Origin of the sequence: Cellulomonas chitinilytica (assembly GCF_016862675.1) — a bacterium.
Classification (GTDB): domain Bacteria; phylum Actinomycetota; class Actinomycetes; order Actinomycetales; family Cellulomonadaceae; genus Cellulomonas; species Cellulomonas chitinilytica.
Map to the genome: position 1 here is coordinate 1 of NZ_BONK01000008.1, position 23205 is coordinate 23205.

General features: G+C 72.5%; 24 protein-coding genes. 11 read left to right on the top strand and 13 right to left on the bottom strand.

Features of this window, described 5'->3' with window-relative positions; all coding sequences use genetic code 11:
• On the top strand, positions 1 to 768 hold a 768-nt coding region (locus tag Cch01nite_RS12155), incomplete at its 5' end, for a 4'-phosphopantetheinyl transferase family protein (protein WP_203754457.1).
• Here the strand turns inward: Cch01nite_RS12155 and Cch01nite_RS12160 are convergent.
• The 13 genes from Cch01nite_RS12160 to Cch01nite_RS12220 form a co-directional block, all read right to left on the bottom strand.
• Positions 711 to 1556 (bottom strand): helix-turn-helix transcriptional regulator, encoded by an 846-nt coding sequence (locus tag Cch01nite_RS12160; protein ID WP_203754461.1) that lies wholly within the window; start codon positions 1554 to 1556, stop codon positions 711 to 713. The genes Cch01nite_RS12155 and Cch01nite_RS12160 overlap by 58 nt on opposite strands.
• Before the next feature lie 107 nt (positions 1557 to 1663).
• Positions 1664 to 2338, bottom strand: coding sequence for an HAD family hydrolase (locus Cch01nite_RS12165; protein WP_203754463.1), 675 nt, complete (start codon positions 2336 to 2338; stop codon positions 1664 to 1666).
• A gap of 86 nt (positions 2339 to 2424) precedes the next feature.
• The gene (locus Cch01nite_RS12170) at positions 2425 to 2838 is read right to left on the bottom strand and encodes a nuclear transport factor 2 family protein (RefSeq protein WP_203754465.1); all 414 of its coding nucleotides are present in this window, start codon (positions 2836 to 2838) and stop codon (positions 2425 to 2427) included.
• A 41-nt stretch (positions 2839 to 2879) separates the two neighbouring features.
• Positions 2880 to 3473 (bottom strand): flavodoxin family protein, encoded by a 594-nt coding sequence (locus Cch01nite_RS12175; RefSeq protein WP_203754466.1) that lies wholly within the window; start codon positions 3471 to 3473, stop codon positions 2880 to 2882.
• Positions 3474 to 3532: 59 nt separating this feature from the next.
• Positions 3533 to 4258: a thioesterase II family protein gene (locus Cch01nite_RS12180; protein WP_239070486.1), complete on the bottom strand. Its 726-nt coding sequence runs from the start codon at positions 4256 to 4258 to the stop codon at positions 3533 to 3535.
• A 2-nt stretch (positions 4259 to 4260) separates the two neighbouring features.
• Positions 4261 to 4968, bottom strand: coding sequence for an AAA family ATPase (locus Cch01nite_RS12185; protein ID WP_203754470.1), 708 nt, complete (start codon positions 4966 to 4968; stop codon positions 4261 to 4263).
• A gap of 25 nt (positions 4969 to 4993) precedes the next feature.
• Positions 4994 to 5971: an AvrD family protein gene (locus Cch01nite_RS12190; RefSeq protein ID WP_203754472.1), complete on the bottom strand. Its 978-nt coding sequence runs from the start codon at positions 5969 to 5971 to the stop codon at positions 4994 to 4996.
• Positions 5968 to 6252 (bottom strand): acyl carrier protein, encoded by a 285-nt coding sequence (locus Cch01nite_RS12195; protein ID WP_203754474.1) that lies wholly within the window; start codon positions 6250 to 6252, stop codon positions 5968 to 5970. The genes Cch01nite_RS12190 and Cch01nite_RS12195 overlap by 4 nt, the downstream gene beginning before the upstream one ends.
• The gene (locus tag Cch01nite_RS12200) at positions 6246 to 6992 is read right to left on the bottom strand and encodes an SDR family NAD(P)-dependent oxidoreductase (RefSeq protein ID WP_203754476.1); all 747 of its coding nucleotides are present in this window, start codon (positions 6990 to 6992) and stop codon (positions 6246 to 6248) included. Before Cch01nite_RS12200 ends, Cch01nite_RS12195 begins: the two co-directional genes overlap by 7 nt.
• Positions 6989 to 8377 (bottom strand): ANL family adenylate-forming protein, encoded by a 1389-nt coding sequence (locus Cch01nite_RS12205; RefSeq protein ID WP_203754479.1) that lies wholly within the window; start codon positions 8375 to 8377, stop codon positions 6989 to 6991. The genes Cch01nite_RS12200 and Cch01nite_RS12205 overlap by 4 nt, the downstream gene beginning before the upstream one ends.
• 159 nt (positions 8378 to 8536) lie before the next feature.
• On the bottom strand, positions 8537 to 8845 hold the full coding sequence (locus tag Cch01nite_RS12210; protein WP_203754481.1) for a putative antibiotic biosynthesis monooxygenase: 309 nt from the start codon (positions 8843 to 8845) through the stop codon (positions 8537 to 8539).
• Between the two features lie 215 nt (positions 8846 to 9060).
• A complete protein-coding gene (locus Cch01nite_RS22930; protein WP_203754484.1) occupies positions 9061 to 10131 on the bottom strand; it encodes a glycoside hydrolase family 11 protein in 1071 nt (356 codons plus the stop codon).
• A gap of 302 nt (positions 10132 to 10433) precedes the next feature.
• Positions 10434 to 11180, bottom strand: a complete 747-nt coding sequence (locus tag Cch01nite_RS12220; RefSeq protein WP_239070404.1) for a GH25 family lysozyme — start codon at positions 11178 to 11180, stop codon at positions 10434 to 10436.
• A gap of 120 nt (positions 11181 to 11300) precedes the next feature.
• On the opposite strand from Cch01nite_RS12220, the gene Cch01nite_RS12225 reads away from it, so the two are divergent.
• From Cch01nite_RS12225 to Cch01nite_RS12270, 10 genes are all read left to right on the top strand, one after another.
• Positions 11301 to 11846: a DJ-1/PfpI family protein gene (locus Cch01nite_RS12225; RefSeq protein ID WP_239070406.1), complete on the top strand. Its 546-nt coding sequence runs from the start codon at positions 11301 to 11303 to the stop codon at positions 11844 to 11846.
• A 417-nt stretch (positions 11847 to 12263) separates the two neighbouring features.
• Complete coding sequence (locus Cch01nite_RS12230) at positions 12264 to 12674, top strand: PH domain-containing protein (protein ID WP_203754489.1); 411 nt, start codon at positions 12264 to 12266, stop codon at positions 12672 to 12674.
• 249 nt (positions 12675 to 12923) lie between these two features.
• Positions 12924 to 14345, top strand: a complete 1422-nt coding sequence (locus Cch01nite_RS12235; protein WP_203754491.1) for a phenylacetate--CoA ligase family protein — start codon at positions 12924 to 12926, stop codon at positions 14343 to 14345.
• A gap of 1 nt (position 14346) precedes the next feature.
• Positions 14347 to 15282 carry a hypothetical protein gene (locus Cch01nite_RS12240; RefSeq protein WP_203754493.1) on the top strand — a complete coding sequence of 312 codons (936 nt, stop codon included), beginning with the start codon at positions 14347 to 14349 and terminating at the stop codon, positions 15280 to 15282.
• A 154-nt stretch (positions 15283 to 15436) separates the two neighbouring features.
• Positions 15437 to 16759 (top strand): ferredoxin reductase family protein, encoded by a 1323-nt coding sequence (locus Cch01nite_RS12245; protein ID WP_203754507.1) that lies wholly within the window; start codon positions 15437 to 15439, stop codon positions 16757 to 16759.
• A 169-nt stretch (positions 16760 to 16928) separates the two neighbouring features.
• Positions 16929 to 17774, top strand: a complete 846-nt coding sequence (locus tag Cch01nite_RS12250) for a nitrilase-related carbon-nitrogen hydrolase (RefSeq protein WP_203754510.1) — start codon at positions 16929 to 16931, stop codon at positions 17772 to 17774.
• A 10-nt stretch (positions 17775 to 17784) separates the two neighbouring features.
• Positions 17785 to 19203 carry a dihydropyrimidinase gene (gene hydA / locus Cch01nite_RS12255; RefSeq protein ID WP_203754513.1) on the top strand — a complete coding sequence of 473 codons (1419 nt, stop codon included), beginning with the start codon at positions 17785 to 17787 and terminating at the stop codon, positions 19201 to 19203.
• Positions 19204 to 19211: 8 nt separating this feature from the next.
• On the top strand, positions 19212 to 20246 hold the full coding sequence (locus tag Cch01nite_RS12260; RefSeq protein WP_203754516.1) for a TIGR03842 family LLM class F420-dependent oxidoreductase: 1035 nt from the start codon (positions 19212 to 19214) through the stop codon (positions 20244 to 20246).
• Positions 20247 to 20281: 35 nt separating this feature from the next.
• On the top strand, positions 20282 to 21598 hold the full coding sequence (locus Cch01nite_RS12265; protein ID WP_203754519.1) for an aspartate aminotransferase family protein: 1317 nt from the start codon (positions 20282 to 20284) through the stop codon (positions 21596 to 21598).
• 62 nt (positions 21599 to 21660) lie between these two features.
• A complete protein-coding gene (locus Cch01nite_RS12270; RefSeq protein ID WP_203754522.1) occupies positions 21661 to 23172 on the top strand; it encodes a CoA-acylating methylmalonate-semialdehyde dehydrogenase in 1512 nt (503 codons plus the stop codon).
• Positions 23173 to 23205 lie beyond the last annotated feature (33 nt).

Here is a 23205-nt window from a genome sequence, read left to right on the forward strand (position 1 = left end):
CCGCACGCCGACCCGCACGCCGACCCGCACGCCGACCCGCACGCCGACCCGCACGCCGACCCGCACGCCGACCCGCACGCCGACGCGCACGACGGCCGCGCCCCGGCTGACCCGCGCGCCGGGCTGCCCGACGTGCTCGACGCCTCCGAGCGCGCGCAGCTGTCCCGGTTGCGCCCGGCACGCGACCGGGCTCGCTACCTGACGGCGCACACGGCGCTGCGGCTCGTGCTCGCGGCCGCGCTGGATGCCGACCCGCGGGCCCTGCGGTTCGGCCGGCAGGCGCACCCGCTGCGCCGCGGTCCGCGCGGCCGGCCCGTCCTCGTCGACGGCGCGGACGGCACGGCCGCTGCCCCGGGTCGGGTGTCAGACCGAGCGCCCGCGGGCTGCGGCCCCGTGGTCGAGTTCTCGCTCTCGCACGGCGGCGGGCTGGTCGCCGTCGCGGTCGCCGGCCGCGGGTTCCCTGTCGGCGTCGACGTCGAGCCGGTCGTCGGGGCGGACGCGCTCGTCGTCGTTCCCCGCCTGCACCCGGCGGAACGACGGCTCGTCGAGCACGCACCTGAGAGCGATCGCCCGGCCGCCTTCACCCGCCTGTGGACCCGCAAGGAGGCCCACGCCAAGGCGGTGGGCACGGGCCTCGACGGCAGGCTCGACGCCGACGACCTGACCGGCGCCCCGCCGGGCTGGACGGTCGTGGACCGGGCGGTCCCCGGTCACATCGTGGCGCTGGCCGTCCGCAGCGGGTCGGCCTCGAGCGCGAGCGACGGCTGATCGGACGACGTCGCGCTCGGGATCAGCAGCACGAGGCTGAACCCGCCGACGCACGTGAACTGCAGCGTCACCTGCTCGAACAGGTGGATCTCGGTCGGGTCCGACCGCATCGCCAGGGCGCTGCACGTGCGCGACACGTTCTGCGTGTCCCACATCTCGGCGAAGTCCACGCACTGCTCCCGCAGCTCGCGGATCAGGTCGCGGACGTCGGGCGCCTCGATGTACCCGGCGGCCTGCGCCTGGAACCGGGCCAGCGTGTTTGCCGCCTCGCTGCGCCAGTCGACGTAGCGGTCCTGGACGGAGCGGTCGGTGAACAGCAGGCGCAGGTAGTTGCCCCCGTCGAGCCGCGGGCCGAAGACCTCGACGGCCGCGTCGTTGGCGCACACCACGTTCCAGCACCGGTCCACGACGTACGCCGGCTGGGGCATGTACCCGAGGGCGACCGTCTCCATCAGCGGGTGGTCGTAGCTCGGCAGCGAGGAGTCCGCCTCCGAGAGGCCGGCGAGGTTCAGCATGTACCGGTGCTGCACCCGGTCGAGCTGGAGGGTCCGGGAGATCGACTCCAGCACCTCCCGGGAGACGTTCCGGGCCCGCCCCTGCTCGATCCACTGGTACCAGGAGGCGCCCACGCCGGCCAGCATCGCGACCTCCTCGCGGCGCAGGCCCGGACGCCGACGGCGTCGTGACGGCAGGCCCACCGCCTCGGGCGAGGCCTCGGCACGGCGCGCGGCGAGGAATCGTCCGAGCTGCAGCGCGGAGGCGGTGGCCTGGGGCGTTCCGTTTGTCATGGTTTGATCCTAGCCAGCGGCCGCCTCGTCCCCTCGGACCGTCGGACGGTCGGCGCGCCCCTGGCCTGCGACGACGAGCACCGTGCCGATCGACCGTCGCCGCACCGTCACCGCGGGACGCCGGGGAGCCGGCGCCAGCCGTGCTGCCGTGCGACCCGGGTGAGCGTGCTGTCCTCGCCGACGACGACCGCGTGCCCGGTCATCCGCAGCATCGGCAGGTCCGTGACGTGGTCGCCGTAGGCCGTGCAGTCCGCCAGGTCGGCGCGGTTCGTCGTCGCGGTCAGCTCGACCGCGGCCGCCTTGCGCTCGCCGAGCATCGGCGGGGCGGACAGCTCGCCGGTGTAGCGCCCGTTCCGGATCTCCGGCGACGTGCACCACACGTCGCCGACGTCGAGCAGGCGGGCGAGCGGGGCCAGGACGGCGGGCAGCGAGCACGACACCAGCGCGATCCGGTGGCCGGCACCCTGGTGCGCCAGCAGCGCGTCGAGCGCGGGGCGGTGGAAGAAGTCGCCTCGCCGCAGCTCGGCCCGGAGCCACGCCTGCCCGAGCCGGGTCACGTCCTCGACGGCCGCCCCGGCGAGGTTGCCGATCAGTGCCGAGGTCTCCTGCGCCCTCGGCCTGCGGTGGGACCGCAGCGTCGCCATGCGCTCCTCGACGTCCGGGTGCCGCGCGGGCTCGGTGGTCGCGACGAGGTAGTAGCCGAGGAAGCCCCACATGGTCGCGCGGGTGACGAGGGTCTCGTCGACGTCGAAGTAGGCGATGCTGCGTGGCGTCCTTGCCATCAGCGGGTGCCTCCGGTGGTTCGTGCGGGTGGGCCGCGACGGGTTTCCCCGACCCGTCGCGGCCCAGCTGTCCCTACGGCCCTCGGTCAGGCGTTGAACGCCTCGTGGATGGCGTAGCTGTCCTCGTAGACGTGGTAGCGCGTGATCTTGCCGTCGGCGACCGAGAAGTGGATCGCCAGGTCGTTCCGGAACGTCTTGCCGGTGGCCTTCACCGCGAAGACGGCGGTCGCGAAAGCGACAGCGTTCGCGCCCTCGGTGATGCGGCTGTGCAGCTCGAACGACTGGAAGTCGAGCGTCTCGCCGAAGCTCCCGAAGAAGGCGGCGACCTCGTCCTTCGTGGCCTTCGCACCGACCCACGGCACGTTCGGCGCGCCGTTGGCACGCAGGTCCGTCGGGCCGGAGAAGAGACCGAGCAGGGTCTCGCTGTCGCCCGAGCCGAACGCCGTGAAGAAGGCGTCGACGACCTCGTCGGTGGACGTCAGGGTCTGGGTGTTCGTCATGATGGGTGTTCCCTCTCGTTGTTTTCCTGTGCCGGATGTGGTCAGGCCTTGGCGAGCGCCTCGCGACCCGCGAGGACGATCTCGGTGAACTCCGCGACGCGGTTGCCGAGGTGCTCGGCCGTGGCGATGTCGGCGGGATGCACCGCGTCGACGGGGAGGTCGGCCGGCGTCGTGGCCGCCGCGCCGTTGAAGTAGCCGAGACGGTTGAGGTCGTCCTCGGTCTCCTTGCTGGTGTGCCAGCCCGGGTGCAGACCCAGGTTCACCCAGTTCATGAGGTGCTGGGCCCCGAGCGTCGCGAAGTACGCGAGCGTCGAGTGCTTGTCGCCGGCCTTGCACGCGGCGTTGGTGAACCCGGAGCCGATCTTGTCCTGCCACGCCTTGGTCGCCCACCGCTTGCTCGTGGACTCCGCGAACACGTGGAACTTGCCCGAGGCGCTGCCCATGTACGTGGGCGAGCCGAAGATGATCGCGTCGGCGCCGTCGAGCGCCGCCCAGTCCTCGTCGGTGATCTGGTCGACCTGGATCAGCGTCACCTCGGCGCCGCCGGACTTCGCTCCGTTCGCGACGGCGTCGGCGAGCACCTGCGTGTGGCCGAAGCCGGAGTAGTAGGCGATCGCGACCTTGGGTGTCGCCATGAGAGCCCCCTTCGTGGTGGTTGGTTGATGGTGGGTCGGACGGTGCTGGTGGACGGCCGTCACACTGCTGCGACCGGCCGGCGGTCCGGCGCGGTCTGCCGCAGCACCTCGCGGACGAGCGGGATCGCGAGGCGCGCCCCGTCCCCGAGGAAGAAGTGGTCGCCGGCGAACCGGTGGAAGCCGACGTACCCGTTGGACGCCTGCACCCACCGCCCGATCCGGTCGGTCCGGGTGAGCGGGTCGTCGTCGCTCCACAGGACGTGCAGCGGGCAGGTGAGCACCGGGGCGTGCCCCGGCGGGTCGTGCGACAGCCGCAGGTCGTCGACGAGGCGGCGCAGCAGCGGTCGTGCGAGGTGAGGCCGTGCGCCGACCTCCGGCGGGATGCCGCCCCACGCGACGGCGTCCGCCAGCAGGTCGTCGACCGAGGTCGCCCCGAGCGGCCGCACGGGACGGTCGCCGGGCGGGCGGCGGCCGGACACCAGCACCACCTGCGGCGCCGTCAGCGCCGGGTCGTGGCAGGCGCGCGCCGCGACGCGGTACGCCACCATCGCGCCCATGCTGTGCCCGAAGACCGCCCACGGGTCGCCCGGCGGCACCTGCCGGGCGACGCAGCGGGCGACGTCCTCCACGACGGCCTCGGGTGACGAGTCGGGAGCCTCGTGCGACCGGACGCCCCGGCCGGCGTAGTCGAGCGGGACCACCTCGTGCTCGGGGGCGAGCTCGGCCTGCCACGACCGGTAGACGGTCGTCGCGACCCCGCCCGCGTGCGAGAGGCAGAACAGCATCGTCACCGCGGCGTCCCGGCGAGCGCGCGCTCGTGCTCGAGACGCTTGTCGATGGCGGCGTAGTCCTCGCGCATCCGCTCGATCGCGTCCTCGACGGACATGACCGGGGTGAGGGAGAACTGCGCGGACAGCTGCTCGAGCCGCTCCTCGATCGAGCCCCGGTACTCGTGCAACGGGATGCCGAGCTCGTGCACGGTGCGCAGCAGCATGTCGTCGCAGTACGTGCGGAACGCCTCGTTCATGGGCCGGTGGCCGTCGTCCGCGATCGGCCGCTCGTTGACGAGGTGCACGACCGCGTCGTAGGTCCCCGCGACGTGCTGCCGGAAGGCGTGGCCGAGCTGGTCGGTGACCTTCTCGAAGAAGAGCATCTCGAGGTCGAGGTCCTCGCGGGCGACGACGTGCCCGGCGCCCGGGTCCATGCCGAAGCGGACGCGTGCGGAGGCGTAGATCCACTCCTGCAGGGACGTGCCGTCCGAGAGGAACGAGTCGCCCAGCCGCGCCTCGGCGGCGACGCGGCCGGCGTGCCGCCGGACCGCGAGCTGCAGGTACTCGGCCGGGGTGACCTCCGCGAGCCGCTTGCCGGGGACGGCCTCCGGCATGATCTCGCGGATGGCCGCGGCCACGGTGCGGGGCACCCCCGTGTAGTAGGACAGCGCCATCACCGTCGAGGTCTTGCCGGACGAGTAGGTGCCGGAGATTGCCAGCTTCATGTCTGCTCCAAGAGGTTGCGGGTCGTCACCGGCTGAGGGCGGCGGCGCCGACCGGGAGGTGGTGGGCGAAGACGCTGCGCTGCCGGACGGGGCCGGTCACCGCGTCGAAGGTGAGGTTGCGCCACGTGCCGTTGGCCAGCTCGATGAGCTCGGACGCCGTGATGTCGACGGTCAGGTCCCGCGCGTCCCGGCGCTCGGGGTCGAGCGTCAGGGTCGTCTGCTGCATCCAGAGCGTGTTCGACTCGGCCCGGCTCAGGCCGTCGAGCTCGTAGAGCAGGATCTGGAAGACCTGCAGCGAGCTGACGAACGCGTCGACGACCGTCACGGGGTCAGGGCGGCCCCCGAGGCCCTCGTCGACCGTCGCGGGCAGCGTCGCGGTCGTGAGGTCGGCGGTCGCGTGCAGGCGGGCCACGTCCACGACGACGTCGCGGATCGCCTGCCGGCTCGCGCGGTACCCCTCGCCCCAGAAGCGCCGCGCCGGGTCGCCGAGGACGTCGAGCACGGTCCGGGAGCCCGCGTCGGCGCCCGGGGCCGCCGCCGGGTGAGCGACGTGGCACCGCAGCCGCATCCGGCCCACCGAGACGTCGACGACGGTCGACGACCGGCCGTCGTCGTCCGTCGTGCTGCGTCGGACCGCGGCACGGACGGGCAGCGCGCCGAGGTCCTCGTCGGGCTCCGTCCCGGCCTGGACGACGATCTTCGTCAGCTCGACCGCTGCACGGCCGGCCTGCGACAGGCCGAGGCGGTTCGTCAGCAGCGCGTCCGTGAGCTGGACGGCGACCAGCAGCCCGTCCACCGTGGACAGGTGAGGGCGCAGGTCGATGCCGACCTTCTTGCGCGACCAGTCCGACGGGTAGCCGACCGCCAGGGTGCCCTCCGCCGTGTCCGGCCCGACCTCGACGTCGCTGAGGTCGAGCTCCGAGCGGCGGTAGCCGGCGCCGAAGAACCGCTCGTCCGCGGGACCGAGGTAGTCGTCGACCGAGCCGAAGGTGAGGAGCGTCATCGGGCCAGCGCGGCGGACTGCTCGTCGCCCGCCACCTCCGCGTACACCGCGACGAGCTCGCGCACGGTGTGCACGTCCACGATCGACCTGTCGCCGGTGAACGGGTCGACCCCGACCTCCGTCTCCAGGGCGATCACCAGCCGTGCCAGCATGAGGGAGTTGAGCCCCACCTCCGCGAAGGTGGCGTCCAGGGGGATGTCGTCGTGCTCGTCGTGCAGGTCACCGAGCAGGTCGATGATCGCGCTGGTGACGATGTCGGTGATGTGTGCGTCGTTCAGCATGTGAGTCCTCCGTCCACCGTGATGGTCTGTCCCGTGATGAAGGCCGCCTCGTCCGAGAGCAGGAACGTGGCGACGCGGGCGATCTCGTCGGTCGTGCCCAGGCGGCCGAGCGGGGTCCGCCGGGTGATCCGCACCCTGTTCTCGTCGGTGACCTGCGAGGTCATCGCCGTCTCGAAGTACCCGGGGACCAGGGAGTTGACCCGGATCCCCGCCGGCCCGAGCTCGCGGGCGAGCGAGCGTGTGAGGCCGTCGAGCCCTGCCTTGGCCGCCGCGTAGGCCGCGACCCCGCGGAAGCCGCGCAGCGAGTTGATGGACGAGACGTTGAGGATGACCCCACGACCTCGCACCGACATCTGCCGCGCGCACGCCTGGGCCAGCCGGGCCGGGCCCGCGAGGTTCACCGCGAGCAGCTCGTCGATCCGCTGCTCCGGCATCGTGAGGAACAGCTCCTGGTGGAGCACCCCGGCGTTGTTCACCAGCGCGTCGACCGGCCCGAACCGCTCCTGGAGCGTGCGCACGTGCTGGCGCATGTCGTCCTTCGCGACGTCGCCCGGCGTCCAGGAGAACGTGTCGGGCCAGTTCTCGAGGACCTTGTCGAGCTCGTCGGTGCTGGAGCGGCTGAACGTGCCCACGGACCAGCCGGCGGCCAGGAGACGCTCCGCCACGGCCAGCCCGAGGCCACGGCTCGCGCCGCTGACGAGCGCGACGCGCGGGGCGGCACCGGTCGTGACGGCGCTCATGCGCGGACCTTCTTGAACCGCTCCGAATGGTGGGCGCCCTCGGTGACGACGATCTTCGCGGGGATCTTGTACGGCTCGAGCCGGTCCCGGCAGTGCGCGTCGACCCGGCGGCGCAGCGCGCGGGGGTCCTCGGGCTCGGCCAGGAGCAGACCCGCCTGGACGACCTGCCCGGTGACCGGGCTGGGCAGGGCCGAGACGGTGACGTCCAGGACGTTGTCGAGCTCCAGGAGCACCGACTCGACCTCGTTCGGGTAGACCTTCTCGCCCGCGACGTTGATGATCTCGGACTTGCGCCCCAGGATCTGCACGTACTCGCCGTCGACCCGGACCGCGTCCTGCGTGTTGAAGTAGCCGTCCTCGTCGAACGGCGCCTCCGCGTTGAGGTACCCGAGCATCGCCATCCGCGACCGGATCCACAGGACGCCGTCGATGATCTTGTAGTCGAAGCCGTCGCCGCCGAGCTTGACCCAGAGGCTGTCGTTCCCCCGGGACTTCGTCGCGAGGATCCCGAGCTCGGACAGGCCGTAGGTCTGCTTGAGCCGCACCTCGGGGAGCGTCTCGGCGAGGCGCCGGAGCGTCTGCGCGGGCATCGGCTCGGTGCCGTACGTGATGTGGGTGAGCGACGACAGGTCGTACCGCTCGACGGCACCGCTGATCAGCAGCATCGTGAGGAACGTCGGCGTCGTCGGCAGCACGTTGACCCGGTGCCGCTCGATCGTCGCGAGCACCTCGTCCGGCGTCCGGTCGGGGACCGTCACCACGGTGCCGCCCTGGCCGAGCGTGTGGAACAGGGTGTTGATGCCGCCGATGTGGTCCAGGTTGAGGAAGGACAGGATCCGCTGGGCGGGTCGGTCGCCGACGTACCGCTCGAGGATGCGGGTCAGGTCCAGCACGGACGCCTTGCTGCGGCCGGTGGTGCCCGAGCTGAACAGGACCAGCCCCGGGACGCCCGCCTCGCGGAGCCGCCCGTACAGCGCGTGGGTCGCACGGACCCCCGTCGGGGCGACCGTGGGAGCCGTCGACGGGTCCGCCGCCACGCCGACCAGCCACTCGACCTCGCCGACGTCGAGGAACTCGCGGGTCTTCTCCTCGGGCAGCCGCGTCATGGGGACGCAGATCGCGCCGAGCTCGGCGAGGGCCAGCAGCGCGGCGCCGGCCTGGGCCGAGTGCTGCGCCTCCACGGCGACGACCGCGCCGGCTGGGATGCCGGCCGCACGGAACGCGTCGCCCAGCCGGGAGATGTCGGCGAGGAGCTCGAGGTAGGTCGTCGTCCCGGCTGCGTCGATCACGGCGTCCTGGGTCGGCCAGGCGGTCATCCGCTCGATGTACTTCTCGATCATGTCGCCCCCCGGGTCAGGTGGGCCCGGCTCTCGTGCCGGGCTCACGACGACGATCCTGGCGGCGGTCCACCCGGGTACCCAGCCTCTGTCGGGACCATTGCTGGTGATACTGGTGGTGGCACCACCACGGTCCGGGCGCGGCGCCCTGACCTGGTGTCCGCCCAGGTCAGGGGGCCGACGGCGACGTCAGGAGGGGCGGCGGCGTCAGCGGGAGCGGCGCCGGGCGAGGCGCGCGTCGAGCCGCGCGAGCGCCGGGATCACGACGTAGACGACCGGCGGCACGACGACCGCGGTGAGGACGAGCGTCTGCAGCACGACCGGGAGGCCGTGGATCAGCGGGCGCAGCAGGAGCAGCGCGACGGTGATCGTGGGGTACACGGCGACCCAGGTCAGGAGGGCGCGACGGTGCACCGACGGCGGCCGCGCGGGGGACGGGCCCGCGGGGGACGGGGACCCGGGCGCGGGTGAGCCGGACGACTGCGAGGCGGGCGCGGCAGGGACGGGCACGGACACGGGTACCTCCGGTACGGGTAGGACGGGCGTCTGGCGGCCGCTCCGCCCCGACGACCGGGGCTCGGACCGTCCGCCCCAACGCGCTGACCTGGGCCGACATTCCGGGGCAGAACGACGGGCCGGTCGTCCTCGTCGAGAGCTCCGACGAGGACGACCGGCCCGGTCGCCGTCAGGACGCCGTGCGGGTCGGCGTCAGGACGCGGTGCAGGTCGCCGTCAGGACGCCGTGCAGGTCGGCGTCAGGGTGCCCGCGGTGCCGGTCGCCTGGAAGCCGAGCTCGGTGGTCTGGCCCGCGGCCACGGTGCCGTTCCAGGCGGCGTTCGACAGCCGGACGGAGCCGCTGGTCCCGCTCGCCGTGGCGTTCCACGCGTTGCTGATCGTCGCGCCCGACGGCAGCGTCAGGCCGACGGACCACCCGCGGACCGCCGACGAGCCTGCCGTGACGCGCACGGTCGCGACGAAGCCGCCCTGCCACTGGTTGACCGACACCGTCGCGCTGCAGCCCCCACCACCCGAGGGGGGTGGGCTCGTCGGCGGGGGAGTGACCGGCGGCGAGGTCGGTGGCGGCGAGGTCGGCGGCGGGTTCCCTTCCGACACGGTGATGTTCGAGCTGCCGGACGACTGGTACCCCTCGGTCGCGAGGATCTGGTAGTTCTGCGTGCCGAGCTGCATGCCGTGGCTGGCCCACGCGTCGAAGAAGTTGCCGACCGTGATCGAGCCGCTCGTGCGCTTGGACTGCCGGACCGCCCAGTACTGGTTGAACGTGGCGGTGCCGATGATCGAGGGCTGGTTGGTGCGGGTCGTCTGGTAGATGTCGTACGTGCCGCCGTCGGACGTGACGGTGCCCTTGAACGTCCCCGTCGGCCGGTAGGTGCCGTAGTTGTCGACGATGTAGTACTCGACGAGCGGGTTGGTGGTCCACCCGTAGAGCGCGAGGTAGGCGTTGCCGCTCGTGCTCCACGTCCCCGAGTAGGTGACGGTGCGCCGCGACCCGGTCTGCCAGCCCTTGCCGGCGACGAAGTTGCCCGCGTTCGTCCAGCTCGTGGAGTAGTTGCCGCCGCCGTTGAGACCCATCGAGACGGCACCGTCGCCCTGGGTCCAGAACGAGTACCAGAGGCCGTCGGTGCCTGTGCCGTTGGACGTGATGGTCGCCGCGGACGCCGAGGTGGCGAGCGCGAGCCCGCCGGCGACGAGCGCCGCCGCCGTGCCGAGGGCCGTGAGGACCCTGCCGCGGCGGCCGAGCCGGCGCCGCCCCTGCCGTTGCCGTGGCCCGAAACTGTCGAACATGTTTCGCACTCCCTTGTGCCGAGGATCGGTCGAAGGTGCTGTGCGGCGACCTGCAGTCGAGGACGCCTTCGGCGGGGGCTGCGGGTGTCGCGTCCGGCATCCGAGGGACCTCGTCGATACCGTTATCGAAGCGAGTGTGCCCACGTCGGGCGCAGGTGCGGAACGACCTGGCGACCCGCCGAACCGATTAACAGGGGCCGCCCCACGGGTGCCGTCGCACCCTCCGGTGGGTCAGGACGCGCGGAGGCCGGCGGTCCGAAACTTGCGAGAGCCGTCGGGGGGTGCCGTGTGGGGCAGGACCGTCACGGCTGGGAAGCCAGTGCCCTCAGCTCGTCGGCGTCGCCGCGGAACACGTTCATGTCGACGAACGGCTCGTCGCCGTCGAACCCGTCGAGGCGTTCCTTCGCCGAGTACTGCCAGAACGTCCACGCGCGGGCGTCCGACATCGACGGCGGCACGTACACCGACCGGATCCAGATCGGGGTGCCCGGGAACGCCCCGGCCACGTAGCGCTCGTACGCAGCCTGGGTCGCGTAGACCACCGGCTCCTCGCCGTGCGCGCGCAGGGTCTCGAGGAGCGCCGTCAGCTCCGCCCGGACGGTCGCCACGTCCGGCGGGTGCGCCTGGAACGCCCCGTAGTGCTCCACGTCGACCGCGACGGGCAGCAGGCCCTCCTCGTCGGGGACCGTCTCGAGCACGTGCTCCGCCTGCGCCTCGCCGCTGCTCTCGAAGCTGAAGAAGTGGTACGCGCCGACCAGCAGCCCCGCCGCGCGGGCCTCCCGGACGTTGTCCTCGAACCGCGCGTCGACGAACGACGACCCCTCCGTCGCCTTGACGTAGGCGAAGTCGACGCCCTGGCGGGCGACCGTCGGCCAGTCGACCTCACCCTGGTGCGCCGAGACGTCGATGCCGCGGACCTCGTACCGGGCGGCGAACGCGCGGTTCGGCCACAGCACCCCCCGCGAGGCGAGCGCGACCGCGGCCCCGAGCAGGACGAGCACGGTCGCGGCGGCGATCACGAGGAGGCGGCGTCGTCGGCGGAGCGGCATCCGGGCAGTGTGGCGCACGGCGGCGCCCTGCTCGAAGAACGCCGCGCGAGGCGAGCACACTGGACACGGCGCACGCCGCGCAGAGCGACCGAGCGGACACGGGGGTGGGACGTGGCGAAGGTGATCATCCTGACCGGCGACGCGGCAGAGACCTTGGAGGTCTTCTACCCGTACCAACGGCTGCGCGAGGCGGGGTACGACGTCCACATCGCGGCACCCGAGAAGAAGAAGCTCCAGTTCGTGGTCCACGACTTCGTCGAGGGGTTCGACACGTACACGGAGAAGCCGGGCCACACGTGGGATGCCGACATCGCGTTCCGCGACGTCGACCCCGCGGACTACGTCGCGGCCGTCGTCCCCGGCGGGCGGGCGCCGGAGTTCATCCGGAACGACGAGGACGCCAAGCGGATCGTCCGGTACTTCTTCGACCACGACGCCCCCGTGGCGGCCCTGTGCCACGGACCGATGCTGCTGGCTGCGGCGGGCGTCCTGCAGGGGCGCACGTCGTCCGCGTACCCCGAGCTCAAGGTCGACGTCGAGCTCGGCGGCGGGATCTTCGAGAACGGCGGTGCCGTGGTCGACGGCAACCTGGTCTCGGGGCGGGCATGGCCGGACCACCCCGAGTGGATGCGCGCCTTCATGGCCGTGCTCGAGGCGCGCGCGTAGCGGGCTCGAGGACTCGCTGGACGAGGCCGCGGAGGCGTCGGTCCAGCGCCGGCCCGGGCGCGCCCTGAAAACGACCGCGCGCCGTGGCGCCACGCCCCACGGGCGAACCCCGGGGCACGGTCGAGCGCGCTCGGGGGCAGCTCGGGGGGACCTTCTGGGCACGGTTCGGTCGTGGAGAGCGCGCGGCGTATCAGGTGCCCGCGCTCCTGCCTCGTCCAAGGTCAGCAGGTTGCGGCAGGCAACCAGCAGACGCCGATCCGGGTCCAGCAGCGCGGCCCGGCAGTCCGCACCGGACGGTCGGTCCTCACCGGCCGTCGCCACGACGGAAACAACGATCGACACCGGCGCGACGGCCCACGGCCGTCGCGCCCACGTGTGGCCGTCCGGGGATCCGGACGAGTCCGAACGGAGGTCCTGATGAGAGTTCCGCGGTTCACGGTCGCTGCCGCCCTCGTCGTCGCCGCCATGGCGATCCCTGCCGCTGCCCGGCCGCTCGACCCGGTGCCGGCCGGCATGGTCGGCATGGGCCACGAAGGGTACGAGATCACCGGCGTGCCCGACGCCCATCGGGGAGCGGACGGCGTCCCGGTGATCACGATCCACCGCGGGGACCGGCTGAGCTTCCAGAACGACTCGCGATGGGTCCACATCATCGGCCCCGGATCGCGTGGCCTGCTCAAGGACCCGGGCCACGGTGCGATGGCCCCGTTGAAGATGCTCGAGGAGAACGACGTGTACACCACGCCGCCGTGGACGACGGCGGGCACGTTCCTCCTCACCTGCACCGTGCACCCGGAGATGAACGCCAAGGTCGTCGTCCTGCCGTGACGGGCGACCGCGACGACGCCGGCCGATCGACCGATCGGCCTGCCGGGATCGTCACCTCGAAGGGAGGGAAAGCCATGAAGTCTCTGCTCAAGAGCGCGAAGCACGTGAAGTACGTGCTGGGTTCGATGTCCGCCGTCATGTTCGCCGTCGGCGCTGGGAACGGCTTCTGACCGTCCACCCAGACCGTCCGCCCGGGTCACCGTCCGGGCGGACGGTCTCCGCCCCGCCTTCACCAGGAAGGAGCACGCCGTGTTCGAGACCGGCGTTCGCCAGCTGCGCATGGCCCTGAGCATGACGTGGGGTCGACCGTTCGACACCGGCTCCCTGACGCGGCTCGTCGCCGATGCGGTCGCGACGGTCGCCGAGTTCGGCGAGCTCGGCCTCGAGGCCCGGGAGGTCATCGAGACGCCCTTCGCGGACGACGCCGACCGGGCCGACCACGCGGACCGCTCCATCCGACGCACCGCACGGCGCCTCGCGGACCTGTCGCCGTTCTACGCCGAGCTGTTCGCCGCGAGCGGCTTCCACGTCGGGACCGCCGACGCCACGACCCTGCTCGGGCTCCCGACCACCACGAAGCACGACCTCATGAGCCGCCCGCGGGACTTCCTGTGCCGCGGCAGCGAGCCGCATCTGGCCACCCGGACCACCGGCACCACCGGTCGCGCCCTGGAGATCTGGCTGTCCCGGTACGAGCTCGAGGTCGCGGCGGCGCTCGGCGCACTGAGCGGCGTCCTGCACGACGAGCTCCACGGCGACGACCTGATGCAGGTGCACGTCAGCTCGCGGGCGACCGCGGCGGTGCAGCTCGCGTCGATGACCTGCCGGCTGGTCGGCGCGCGCTGCCGGGTGCTGGGCATCATCGCCGTCGACGACGCGCTCGACGCCCTGGCCGGCAGCGCCACGACGATGTCGGTCAACGCCAGCTATCTCGCGGAGCTGGTCGTCGCCGCGCAGGCCCGCGGTCTGCGCCCCGACGACTTCCGGCTCCGCCGCATCGACTGCGTGAGCGAGATCCTGTCGCCCGCCGTGCGCGCGGCCGCCGAGCAGACGTTCGGTGCGCCCGTCTCGGACAACTTCGGGATGACCGAGGTCATCCCGGTGACCGCCACCAGCTGCTCGGCGGGGCACCTCCACCACGACCTGACGATGGGGCACGTGGAGGTCCTCGACCTCCGGTCCGGGGACCCGGCCGCGCCGGGGGAGCTCGGCACGCTCGTGGTCTCGCCGTACTTCCCCTACCGGGAGTGCATGCCGGTCCTGCGCTACGACACCCGGGACGTCGTGCGGCCGCTCGCCGGGCCGGCCACCTGCGAGCAGGCGGGCATCCCCGGCACCAGCGCCGTGCTGGGGAAGGCGAGCCAGCTCGTCGAGGTCGCCCCGGGCCACGTCGTGACGCCACGCGAGCTCGTCGAGGCCGTCGAGGACCTGCCCAGCAGGCCGTGGCCCGCGCGCTTCCACGCGGAGCCGGAGGGCGGCCGCGTGCGCATCGACCTGCCGGCCGGCGCGGTGGACGGGATGAGCAGCGCCGGGCTGACCGACCACTTCGCCGAACGGGGCCTCGACGCTCGGGTGCGGGTGCTCGACGACCATCGGGCCCCGAGCCTGCGACGGGTGCGCAGCGACCTGCGGGAGCTCGGTTTCGTCGCCCCCGAGCCGGTGGGAGCCTGAGATGGGCACGCCGACCTCCACCACCCTGCCCACCTTCCTGGCGCTGGGCGTGGCCATCGCGGGGACGCTGCTCACCATGGCGCTCTCCGTCCTGTACCTGCGGCACGTCCGGATGGAGCGTCCCGCGATCGGCACGTTCAACGGCGTGGACGTCGTCGTCGTGTTCGGTTTCATCGTCGTGCTCCCGCTGCTGTACCTGGTCCTGCCGCTCACGCCGTTGCTCGTCGTCCTCGGCCTGACCTTCACCTCCGCCCTGGTGTTCGGGCTGCGGCCCGTCCTCGGTCCCGCCGCGACCTGGATCGTCGTGGGCGTCGTGATCGCCGCCAACATCTGGATGGGCCGGACGATGCTCGGCACGGTGGTGGGCTGGCAGCTGTTCTGGATCGAGAACGACCTGCTGGTCGTCGGCGCCGCCGTCGCGACCGCCAACCTCTACGTGCAGGGCGGGATGAGGCTGCGGCACGTCGCCTGGTTCGGGCTGGTCCTGGCCGTCTACGACGCCGTCTTCACGTTCGTCTGGCCGATCACCAACACCCTCGCCCAACGCTTCATTGGGTGGCCGTTCGACCCGTCCGTGGGATTCCGGATCGGCATCTACAACGCGACGATCGGCCTGGGCGACCTGCTCATCTACAGCCTGTTCGTGATCGCCGCGCTCAAGGCGTACGGGCCGCGGGCGGCGCGCGGTGCGGCGGTCATCTCCGTGCTGTGCGGAGCCGTCGTCCCGGCACTGCTCCCGCTGATCACCGATGTGTTCATCGACGCACGGACCGACGTCATCGTCCCGGCGCAGGCGGCCTTCGGCCCGGCCGCCTTCCTGTACTACCGCTGGCTGCGGCGCACCTACGGCGCCGAGCGCACGATGGCGGGCTTCCTGGGACGTGCGGACGTCGATCGCCAGGCTCCGACGCCGTCGTTCGCGCTGAGCGTGCCGTGACCACGCCCCCGGGCACGTGGTGGGGGCGGCATCGGGCGACGGTCCTGCTGGCCTGCGTGGCGCTCGCCGGGGGACTGACGCTCGGGCTGACCGCTCCCACCACATCGCCCGTGAACGACCCGTGGCCGGCGGCGCCCAGCACGGGTCCGGCGCCATGAGCGCCGACCGCGGAGCGGGCGACGCGGCGCTGCTCAAGGTGCTGGTCGTGCTCGGTGCCCTCCTCGCCGTGTGGCCGGTCCGCGCCTCGGCCGGTGCTCCGGGCGCGGGCATCGACGGCGACGTCGCCGTCGCGCACGTCTCGGGGATGCTCGCCGGGTACGGCGCCGTGGTCCTCGTGGCGTTGATGTCGCGATGGCCCGTGATCGAGCAGGCCGTCGGGGTCGACGAGCTCGCCCGGTGGCACGCGCGCGGCGGCCGCCTGGTCATGGCCCTCATCGCCGTGCACGCGTGCGCCGCGGTCGCGGTGTGGACCAGGGTCCGCGGCATCGACGCCCGGAGCGCCGTCGTGGAGGTGGTGCGGATGCCGGGGTTGGCCGCCGCGGTCCTCGCCGTCGGGCTCCTCGTGGCCGTCGCCGTCACCTCCGCCCGTCGCGCGCGGCGCAGGATCCGGTACGAGACCTGGCACGGCATCCACCTCGTGAGCTACCTGGCCGTCGCCGCCGCGTTCGTCCACCAGCTGGCCGGGCCGGACATGGCCGGTCACCGGGTGGTGCAGGTCGGCTGGTCGCTCCTCTACACCGCGGTGTTCGCGCTCGTCGTGCAGTACCGCGTCCTCGTGCCGGTCCGCGCCGCGATGCGGCACCGGTTGCGCGTCGCGGCCGTCGTGGCGGAAGGCGCGGGCACCGTCTCGATCACCGTGGCCGGCGACGGCCTCGACGAGCTGCGCGCGCAGCCGGGACAGTACTTCCGCTGGCGCTTCCTCACCCCGGACACCTGGCGCAGCGCCCACCCGTTCTCCCTGTCCGCACCGCCGCTGCAGGACTCCTTCCGGCTCACCGTCTCGGCGCGGGGCGACGGGACGCACGCGCTGCAGTCGGTCCGGCCGGGCACCCGGGTCGTCGCCGAGGGCCCGTACGGCATCCTCACCGAGCGGCGGCGCACCCGCCGCGACGTCGTGCTGATCGCCGGTGGCATCGGCATCGCCCCGATGCGGGCGCTGTTCGAGACGCTGTCGATCCCGCCCGGCGGCGACGTCCTCCTGCTGTACCGGACGGCCGACGCCGGGCGTGCCCCGCTCGGGGACGAGCTCGACGGCCTCGCCCGGCGCGCCGGCGCCCGGCTCCACTACCTGACCCGGCCGGGCGGAGGGGAGCTCACCGCGGCCTCGCTGCTCGGCCGCGTGCCCGACCTGGTGAACCGGGACGTCTTCGTCTGCGGGCCGCCCGAGATGACCCGCGCACTCCTGGCGGACCTGACCCGTGCGGGGCTGCCGCGGGCCCAGCTGCACGCCGAGGGCTACCAGCACGGCGGCCGGTAGCCACGGCAGCCGTCGCGGCGGCGAACCCGGCGCGGGAGGAGCGAACCGGGACGAAACGCAGTACAACTGTTCAGGTCCCACAGTCACAGTCCTGGCGGGGAGGGGACCCGGACGACGTCCGGGTCGAGGGGCCGACCGGCTGCAGGAACGTCGAGCGACCGGAGGCACCATGACCGTCGTACGAGCGGCACTCACGCAGACCACGTGGACCGGCGACAAGGAGTCGATGACCGCCAGGCACGAGGGCTTCGTGCGCGAGGCGGCCGACCAGGGCGCCCAGGTGATCTGCTTCCAGGAGCTCTTCTACGGGCCCTACTTCGGGACCGTGCAGGACGCGAGGTACTACGAGTACGCCGAGTCCGTCCCCGGGCCGACGGTCGAGCGGTTCGCGTCGCTCGCCCAGGAGCTCGGCATCGTCGTCGTGCTGCCGGTGTACGAGGAGGAGGCACCGGGCGTCCTCTACAACACGGCCGCGGTGGTCGACGCCGACGGGCGGTACCTCGGCAAGTACCGCAAGACGCACATCCCGCAGCTGCCGAAGTTCTGGGAGAAGTTCTACTTCCGGCCCGGAAACCTCGGCTGGCCGGTGTTCGAGACCGCCGCCGGGAAGGTCGGCGTCAACATCTGCTACGACCGGCACTTCCCGGAGGGCTGGCGCATGCTCGGCCTCGCCGGCGCCGAGATCGTCTTCAACCCGTCGGCGACCGCCCCCAGCTCCAAGCGGCTGTGGGAGCTCGAGCAGCCGGCGTCCGCGGTCGCGAACGGGTACTTCATCGGCGCCAACAACAGGATCGGGCGGGAGTCCGACGAGTTCGGCGAGGACGCCGTGACGTTCTACGGGTCGTCGTACTTCGTCGGCCCGGACGGCAACTACGTGGGCGACGTCGCGAGCACGGACCAGTCCGAGGTCGTGGTCCGCGACCTCGACCTCGACGAGGTCCGCAGGGTCCGCGAGTCGTGGCAGTTCTACCGCGACCGGCGCCCGGACCAGTACGACGCGATCACGGCTCCGTGAGGGAGGACCGATGACGACGCTCATCACCGGCGGCACGGTGGTCAACGCCACCGGTCGCACGCGCGCCGACGTGCTGATCGACGGCGAGACGATCGCCGCGCTCGTCGCCCCCGGGTCCACCGCGCTCGGCCACGACCTCGCCGCGTCCGCGGAGCGCGTCATCGACGCGACCGGCAGGTACGTCATCCCCGGCGGGGTCGACGTGCACACGCACATGGAGCTGCCGTTCGGCGGCACGGCCGCGTCCGACACGTTCGAGACCGGCACGACGGCGGCCGCCTGGGGCGGCACGACGACGATCGTCGACTTCGCCGTCCAGCGGACCGGCGAGCGCGTCCAGGACGGCCTCGCGGCCTGGCACGAGAAGGCCGCCGGGAACTGCGCGATCGACTACGGGTTCCACCAGATCCTCGGCGGGGTCGACGAGGACGCGCTCAAGGCGATGGACGAGCTCGTGAGCGAGGGCGTGACGAGCTTCAAGCTCTTCATGGCCTACCCGGGCGTCTTCTACTCGACCGACGACCAGATCCTCCTGGCCATGCAGCGGGCCCGCGACAACGGCGCGACGATCATGATGCACGCCGAGAACGGCCCGGCGATCGACGCCCTCGTCGCCCAGCACCTGGCCCGCGGCGAGACGTCGCCGTACTTCCACGGCGTGTCACGTCCGTGGCAGCTGGAGGAGGAGGCCACGCACCGGGCGATCATGCTCGCGGACCTCACGGGCGCCCCGCTGTACGTCGTGCACGTCTCCGCGAAGCAGGCGATCGCGCAGATCGCGGCGGCCCGCTCCCGCGGCCTCAACGTGTTCGGGGAGACCTGTCCGCAGTACCTGTACCTCTCGCTCGAGGAGCAGCTCGGCGCACCGGGGTTCGAGGGCGCGAAGTGGGTGTGCTCGACGCCGCTGCGGTCCCGCGAGGAGGGGCACCAGGACGACCTGTGGCGGGCGCTGCGGACCAACGAGGCGCAGGTCGTCTCGACCGACCACTGCCCGTTCTGCCTGAAGGACCAGAAGGAGCTCGGCCTGGGGAACTTCTCGAAGATCCCCAACGGCATCGGCGGCGTCGAGCACCGCATGGACCTGCTCTACCAGGGCGTCGTCGACGGGAAGATCTCGCTCGAGCGCTGGGTGGAGATCTGCTGCACGACGCCCGCCCGGATGTTCGGCCTGCACGGCACGAAGGGGGTGCTCGCCCCGGGAGCGGACGCGGACGTCGTCGTCTACGATCCCGCGGGCCACACGAGCATCGGGTACGGCAAGACGCACCACATGAACATGGACCACTCCGCGTGGGAGGGCTTCGAGATCGACGGGCACGTCGACACGGTGCTCTCCCGGGGGCAGGTCGTGATCGACGGCGGGCAGTTCCACGGCCGGGCCGGGCACGGGCGCTTCCTGCGCCGCGGACTCTCGCAGTACCTGGTCTGAGGGGCGTCGTGGACCTCGGCGTCGTCCTGCAGACCGACCCGCCCGCGGCGCGCACGGTCGCGCTCGCACGGGCGGCGGAGGACGCCGGCTTCAGCCACGTGTGGACGTTCGACTCGCACATCCTGTGGCAGGAGCCGTTCGTCATCTACAGCCAGATCCTGGCGCAGACCAGCCGAGTCATGGTCGGGCCCATGGTCACGAACCCCGCGACGCGCGACTGGACCGTCACGGCGTCGCTGTTCGCGACGCTCAACGAGATGTTCGGCAACCGGACCGTCTGCGGGATCGGGCGCGGCGACTCCGCGGTCCGCGTGCAGGGCGGCAGGCCGACGACGATGGCGGCGCTGCGCGAGTCGATCGAGGTGATCCGGGAGCTGGCGAGCTCGCGCGAGGCGAAGATCACCGACCACCGGGGGGAGCCGGTGACCCTGCGCTTCCCGTGGAGCCACGGGTCCACGCTCGAGGTCTGGGTCGCGGCCTACGGGCCGCAGGCGCTGGCGCTCGCGGGCGAGGTGGGGGACGGCTACATCCTCCAGCTCGCCGACCCCGACGTCGCACGCTGGATGATCGGCACGGTCCGGGAGTCCGCGGAGCGGGCCGGCCGGGACCCGGCGTCGGTGAAGTTCTGCGTCGCGGCGCCCATGTACGTGGGCGAGGACAACTCCTTGTCCCGGGCGCACATGCGTGACCAGTGCCGGTGGTTCGGCGCCATGGTGGGCAACCACGTCGCGGACATCGTCGGCCGGTACGGCGCGGCGGGCGGAGCGGTCCCGTCGGCGCTCACCGACTACATCGCGGGCCGGGAGGGCTACGACTACAGCCAGCACGGGCGGGCGGGGAACACGCACGCGCAGTTCGTGCCCGACGAGATCGTCGAGCGGTTCTGCCTGCTCGGCACGCCCGAGCAGCACCTCGAACGGCTCGCGGAGCTCCGGGAGCTCGGCGTCGACCAGTTCGCCGGCTACCTCCAGCACGACGCCCAGGACGCGACGTTGGCCGCGTACGGCGAGCACGTCGTCCCCGCGGTCCCGCGCACGGCGTGACCGACCGTGCTCCCAGCGACCGAAAGGTGCAGGTCATGACCGTGAACCCCGACGGCGAGCTCACCCGCCGGCTCGACCTCCAGCACGTGTTCCACTCCTGGTCGGCGCAGGCGACGCTCGACCCGCTCGCGATCGCCGGTGGCCTGGGCAGCGAGGTGTGGGACTTCGACGGGAACCGCTACCTCGACTTCTCCAGCCAGCTCGTCAACACCAACATCGGCCACGCCCACCCCGCCGTGGTGAAGGCGATCCAGGAGCAGGCCGCCGTGCTGCCGACGGTCGCGCCGTCGCACGCGGACCTTTCCCGGGGCCGCGCGGCCGCCGCGGTCCTCGCGCACGCCCCGGACACGATGTCGAAGGTCTTCTTCACCAACGGCGGCGCGGACGCGAACGAGAACGCGATCCGCCTGGCCCGGCTGTTCACCGGTCGTGACAAGGTCGTCTCGCACTACCGCTCGTACCACGGCAACACGGGGGCGGCCGTCGTCGCGACGGGCGACTGGCGCCGCGTCCCCAACGAGTTCGCCCGCGGGCACGTGCACGCCTTCGGGCCGTACCTGTACCGCAGCGAGTTCTGGGCGACGACGCCCGAGCAGGAGGCCGAGCGGGCGCTGCACCATTTCGAGCGCGTCATCCAGGCCGAGGGCCCGGCGTCGGTCGCGGCGGTGCTGCTCGAGACGATCCCGGGCACCGCGGGCGTGCTCGTGCCGCCGCCCGGCTACCTGTCAGGAGTCCGGGCGATCTGCGACCGGTACGACGTCGTCCTGATCCTCGACGAGGTGATGGCCGGGTTCGGCCGGGCCGGGTCCTGGTTCGCGTTCGACCGCTTCGACGTGCGACCCGACCTGATCACCTTCGCGAAGGGCGTCAACTCGGGGTACGTGCCCGCCGGAGGCGTCGTCATCCGTGCCGACATCGCGGCGATGTTCGACGAGCGGGTGTTCCCCGGCGGGCTCACGTACTCGGGCCACCCCCTCGCGATGGCGTCGATCGTCGCGGCGCTCGCGGCGATGGCGGACGAGGGGATCGTCGAGCACGCCGACCGGATCGGCGCCGAGGTGCTCGGTCCCGGCCTCGCCCGGCTCCAGGACGCGCACCCGATCATCGGGGAGGTCCGCGGCGTCGGCGTCTTCTGGGCGGTCGAGCTCGTGGCCGACCGGGCGACCCGTGAGCCTGTGCCGGCCGCCGTGATGGGGCGGGTCAAGGCCGAGCTCATGAGGCGCGGTCTGCTGCCGTTCCTCGCCGACAACCGGGTGCACGTCGTGCCGCCGTGCGTCGTCACGGCCGACGAGTGCGCCCGTGCCCTGGCGATCTACGACGAGGCGCTCACCGACGTCGAGGCAGACCTGTGAGCGCGGCGTAGCCTCGGACGGACCCCGGAGATCGACGACGGCGACGACGAAGGCGGCATGCGATGAACGGCACCCCGACCCCGATCCTGCACCGGATCGGCGGCAAGCCCGAGCGCGGCACGAGCGGCCGCACCTCACCGGTGACCAACCCCGCGACCGGCCGTGTCACGGGCGAGGTCGTGCTCGCCGACGCGACGGACGTCGACCAGGCGGTCCGGGCCGCGCTGGGCGCCTTCCCGGCGTGGCGCGACGCCTCGCTCAGCCGCCGGTCGCAGATCCTGTTCGCCTTCCGCGAGCTGCTCAGCGCCCGCAGGGACGAGGTCGCGGCGATCCTCACCGCGGAGCACGGCAAGGTCCTCTCCGACGCCGCCGGCGAGGTCGCGCGCGGGCTCGAGGTCGTCGAGTTCGCGTGCGGTGCCCCGCACCTGCTCAAGGGCGGGTTCAGCGAGAGCGCGTCGAGCCAGGTCGACGTGTACTCGATCCGGCAGCCGCTCGGCGTCGTCGGCGTCATCAGCCCGTTCAACTTCCCGGCGATGGTGCCGCTGTGGTTCGTGCCGATCGCGCTCGCGGCGGGCAACACCGTCGTGCTCAAGCCCAGCGAGAAGGACCCGTCGGCCGCCGGCTGGCTCGCGGACCTGTTCGCCGAGGCCGGTCTGCCGGACGGTGTGCTCAACGTCGTGCACGGCGACAAGGAGGCCGTCGACGCGCTCCTGACGCACCCGGACGTGCAGTCGATCTCGTTCGTCGGGTCGACGCCCGTCGCGAAGTACGTCTACGAGACCGGCACCGCGCACGGCAAGCGCGTGCAGGCGCTCGGCGGAGCGAAGAACCACATGCTCGTCCTGCCCGACGCCGACCTCGACCTCGCCGCGGACGCCGCCGTGAACGCAGGCTTCGGCTCGGCGGGGGAGCGGTGCATGGCGATCTCCGCGCTCGTCGCCGTCGAGCCGATCGGGGACGAGCTCGTCGCGAAGATCGTCGACCGGATGGGCAAGCTGCGCACCGGCGACGGCGCGCGCACGGACGTCCGCCCGGACATGGGACCGCTCGTCACGGGCGCCCACCGCGACCGGGTCGCCGCGTTCGTCGGTGCCGGCGTCGACGAGGGCGCGGAGCTCGTCGTCGACGGCCGCGGAGCACCCGACGACGCCGAGCCCGGCGGCTTCTGGCTGCGACCGACCCTCTTCGACAAGGTCACGCCCACGATGTCGATCTACACCGAGGAGATCTTCGGTCCCGTCCTGTCGGTCGTCCGCGCCGACACCTACGACGAGGGCCTCGCGCTCATCAACGCCAACCGCTACGGCAACGGCACCGCGATCTTCACCAACGACGGAGGCGCCGCCCGGCGGTTCCAGAACGAGGTCACCGTCGGCATGGTCGGCATCAACGTCCCGATCCCCGTGCCGATGGCGTACTACTCGTTCGGCGGGTGGAAGTCGTCGCTGTTCGGGGACGCGCACGCGTACGGCGCCGAGGGGTTCCAGTTCTTCACCCGCGGCAAGGTCGTGACGCAGCGGTGGCTCGACCCGAGCCACGGCGGGATCAACCTGGGGTTCCCGCAGAACGGCTGACGGCGACGTCCGGCGCGACGGTCGGGACGGGAG

Coding starts and splice junctions, on each gene's coding strand:
- Cch01nite_RS12190 (WP_203754472.1), bottom strand. CDS start 5,971: ATGACGCTCCTCACCTTCGGCTCGGTCGACGACTACCTCGGTCCCGCG.
- Cch01nite_RS12180 (WP_239070486.1), bottom strand. CDS start 4,258: ATGCTGTTCTGCCTCTCGCACGCGGGCGGGGTCGCGACGACCGTCTAC.
- Cch01nite_RS12230 (WP_203754489.1), top strand. CDS start 12,264: ATGAGAGTTCCGCGGTTCACGGTCGCTGCCGCCCTCGTCGTCGCCGCC.
- Cch01nite_RS12265 (WP_203754519.1), top strand. CDS start 20,282: ATGACCGTGAACCCCGACGGCGAGCTCACCCGCCGGCTCGACCTCCAG.
- Cch01nite_RS12220 (WP_239070404.1), bottom strand. CDS start 11,180: ATGCCGCTCCGCCGACGACGCCGCCTCCTCGTGATCGCCGCCGCGACC.
- Cch01nite_RS12270 (WP_203754522.1), top strand. CDS start 21,661: ATGAACGGCACCCCGACCCCGATCCTGCACCGGATCGGCGGCAAGCCC.
- Cch01nite_RS12160 (WP_203754461.1), bottom strand. CDS start 1,556: ATGACAAACGGAACGCCCCAGGCCACCGCCTCCGCGCTGCAGCTCGGA.
- Cch01nite_RS12200 (WP_203754476.1), bottom strand. CDS start 6,992: ATGAGCGCCGTCACGACCGGTGCCGCCCCGCGCGTCGCGCTCGTCAGC.
- Cch01nite_RS12170 (WP_203754465.1), bottom strand. CDS start 2,838: ATGACGAACACCCAGACCCTGACGTCCACCGACGAGGTCGTCGACGCC.
- Cch01nite_RS12185 (WP_203754470.1), bottom strand. CDS start 4,968: ATGAAGCTGGCAATCTCCGGCACCTACTCGTCCGGCAAGACCTCGACG.
- Cch01nite_RS12245 (WP_203754507.1), top strand. CDS start 15,437: ATGAGCGCCGACCGCGGAGCGGGCGACGCGGCGCTGCTCAAGGTGCTG.
- Cch01nite_RS12195 (WP_203754474.1), bottom strand. CDS start 6,252: ATGCTGAACGACGCACACATCACCGACATCGTCACCAGCGCGATCATC.
- Cch01nite_RS12250 (WP_203754510.1), top strand. CDS start 16,929: ATGACCGTCGTACGAGCGGCACTCACGCAGACCACGTGGACCGGCGAC.
- hydA (WP_203754513.1), top strand. CDS start 17,785: ATGACGACGCTCATCACCGGCGGCACGGTGGTCAACGCCACCGGTCGC.
- Cch01nite_RS12175 (WP_203754466.1), bottom strand. CDS start 3,473: ATGGCGACACCCAAGGTCGCGATCGCCTACTACTCCGGCTTCGGCCAC.
- Cch01nite_RS22930 (WP_203754484.1), bottom strand. CDS start 10,131: ATGTTCGACAGTTTCGGGCCACGGCAACGGCAGGGGCGGCGCCGGCTC.
- Cch01nite_RS12240 (WP_203754493.1), top strand. CDS start 14,347: ATGGGCACGCCGACCTCCACCACCCTGCCCACCTTCCTGGCGCTGGGC.
- Cch01nite_RS12165 (WP_203754463.1), bottom strand. CDS start 2,338: ATGGCAAGGACGCCACGCAGCATCGCCTACTTCGACGTCGACGAGACC.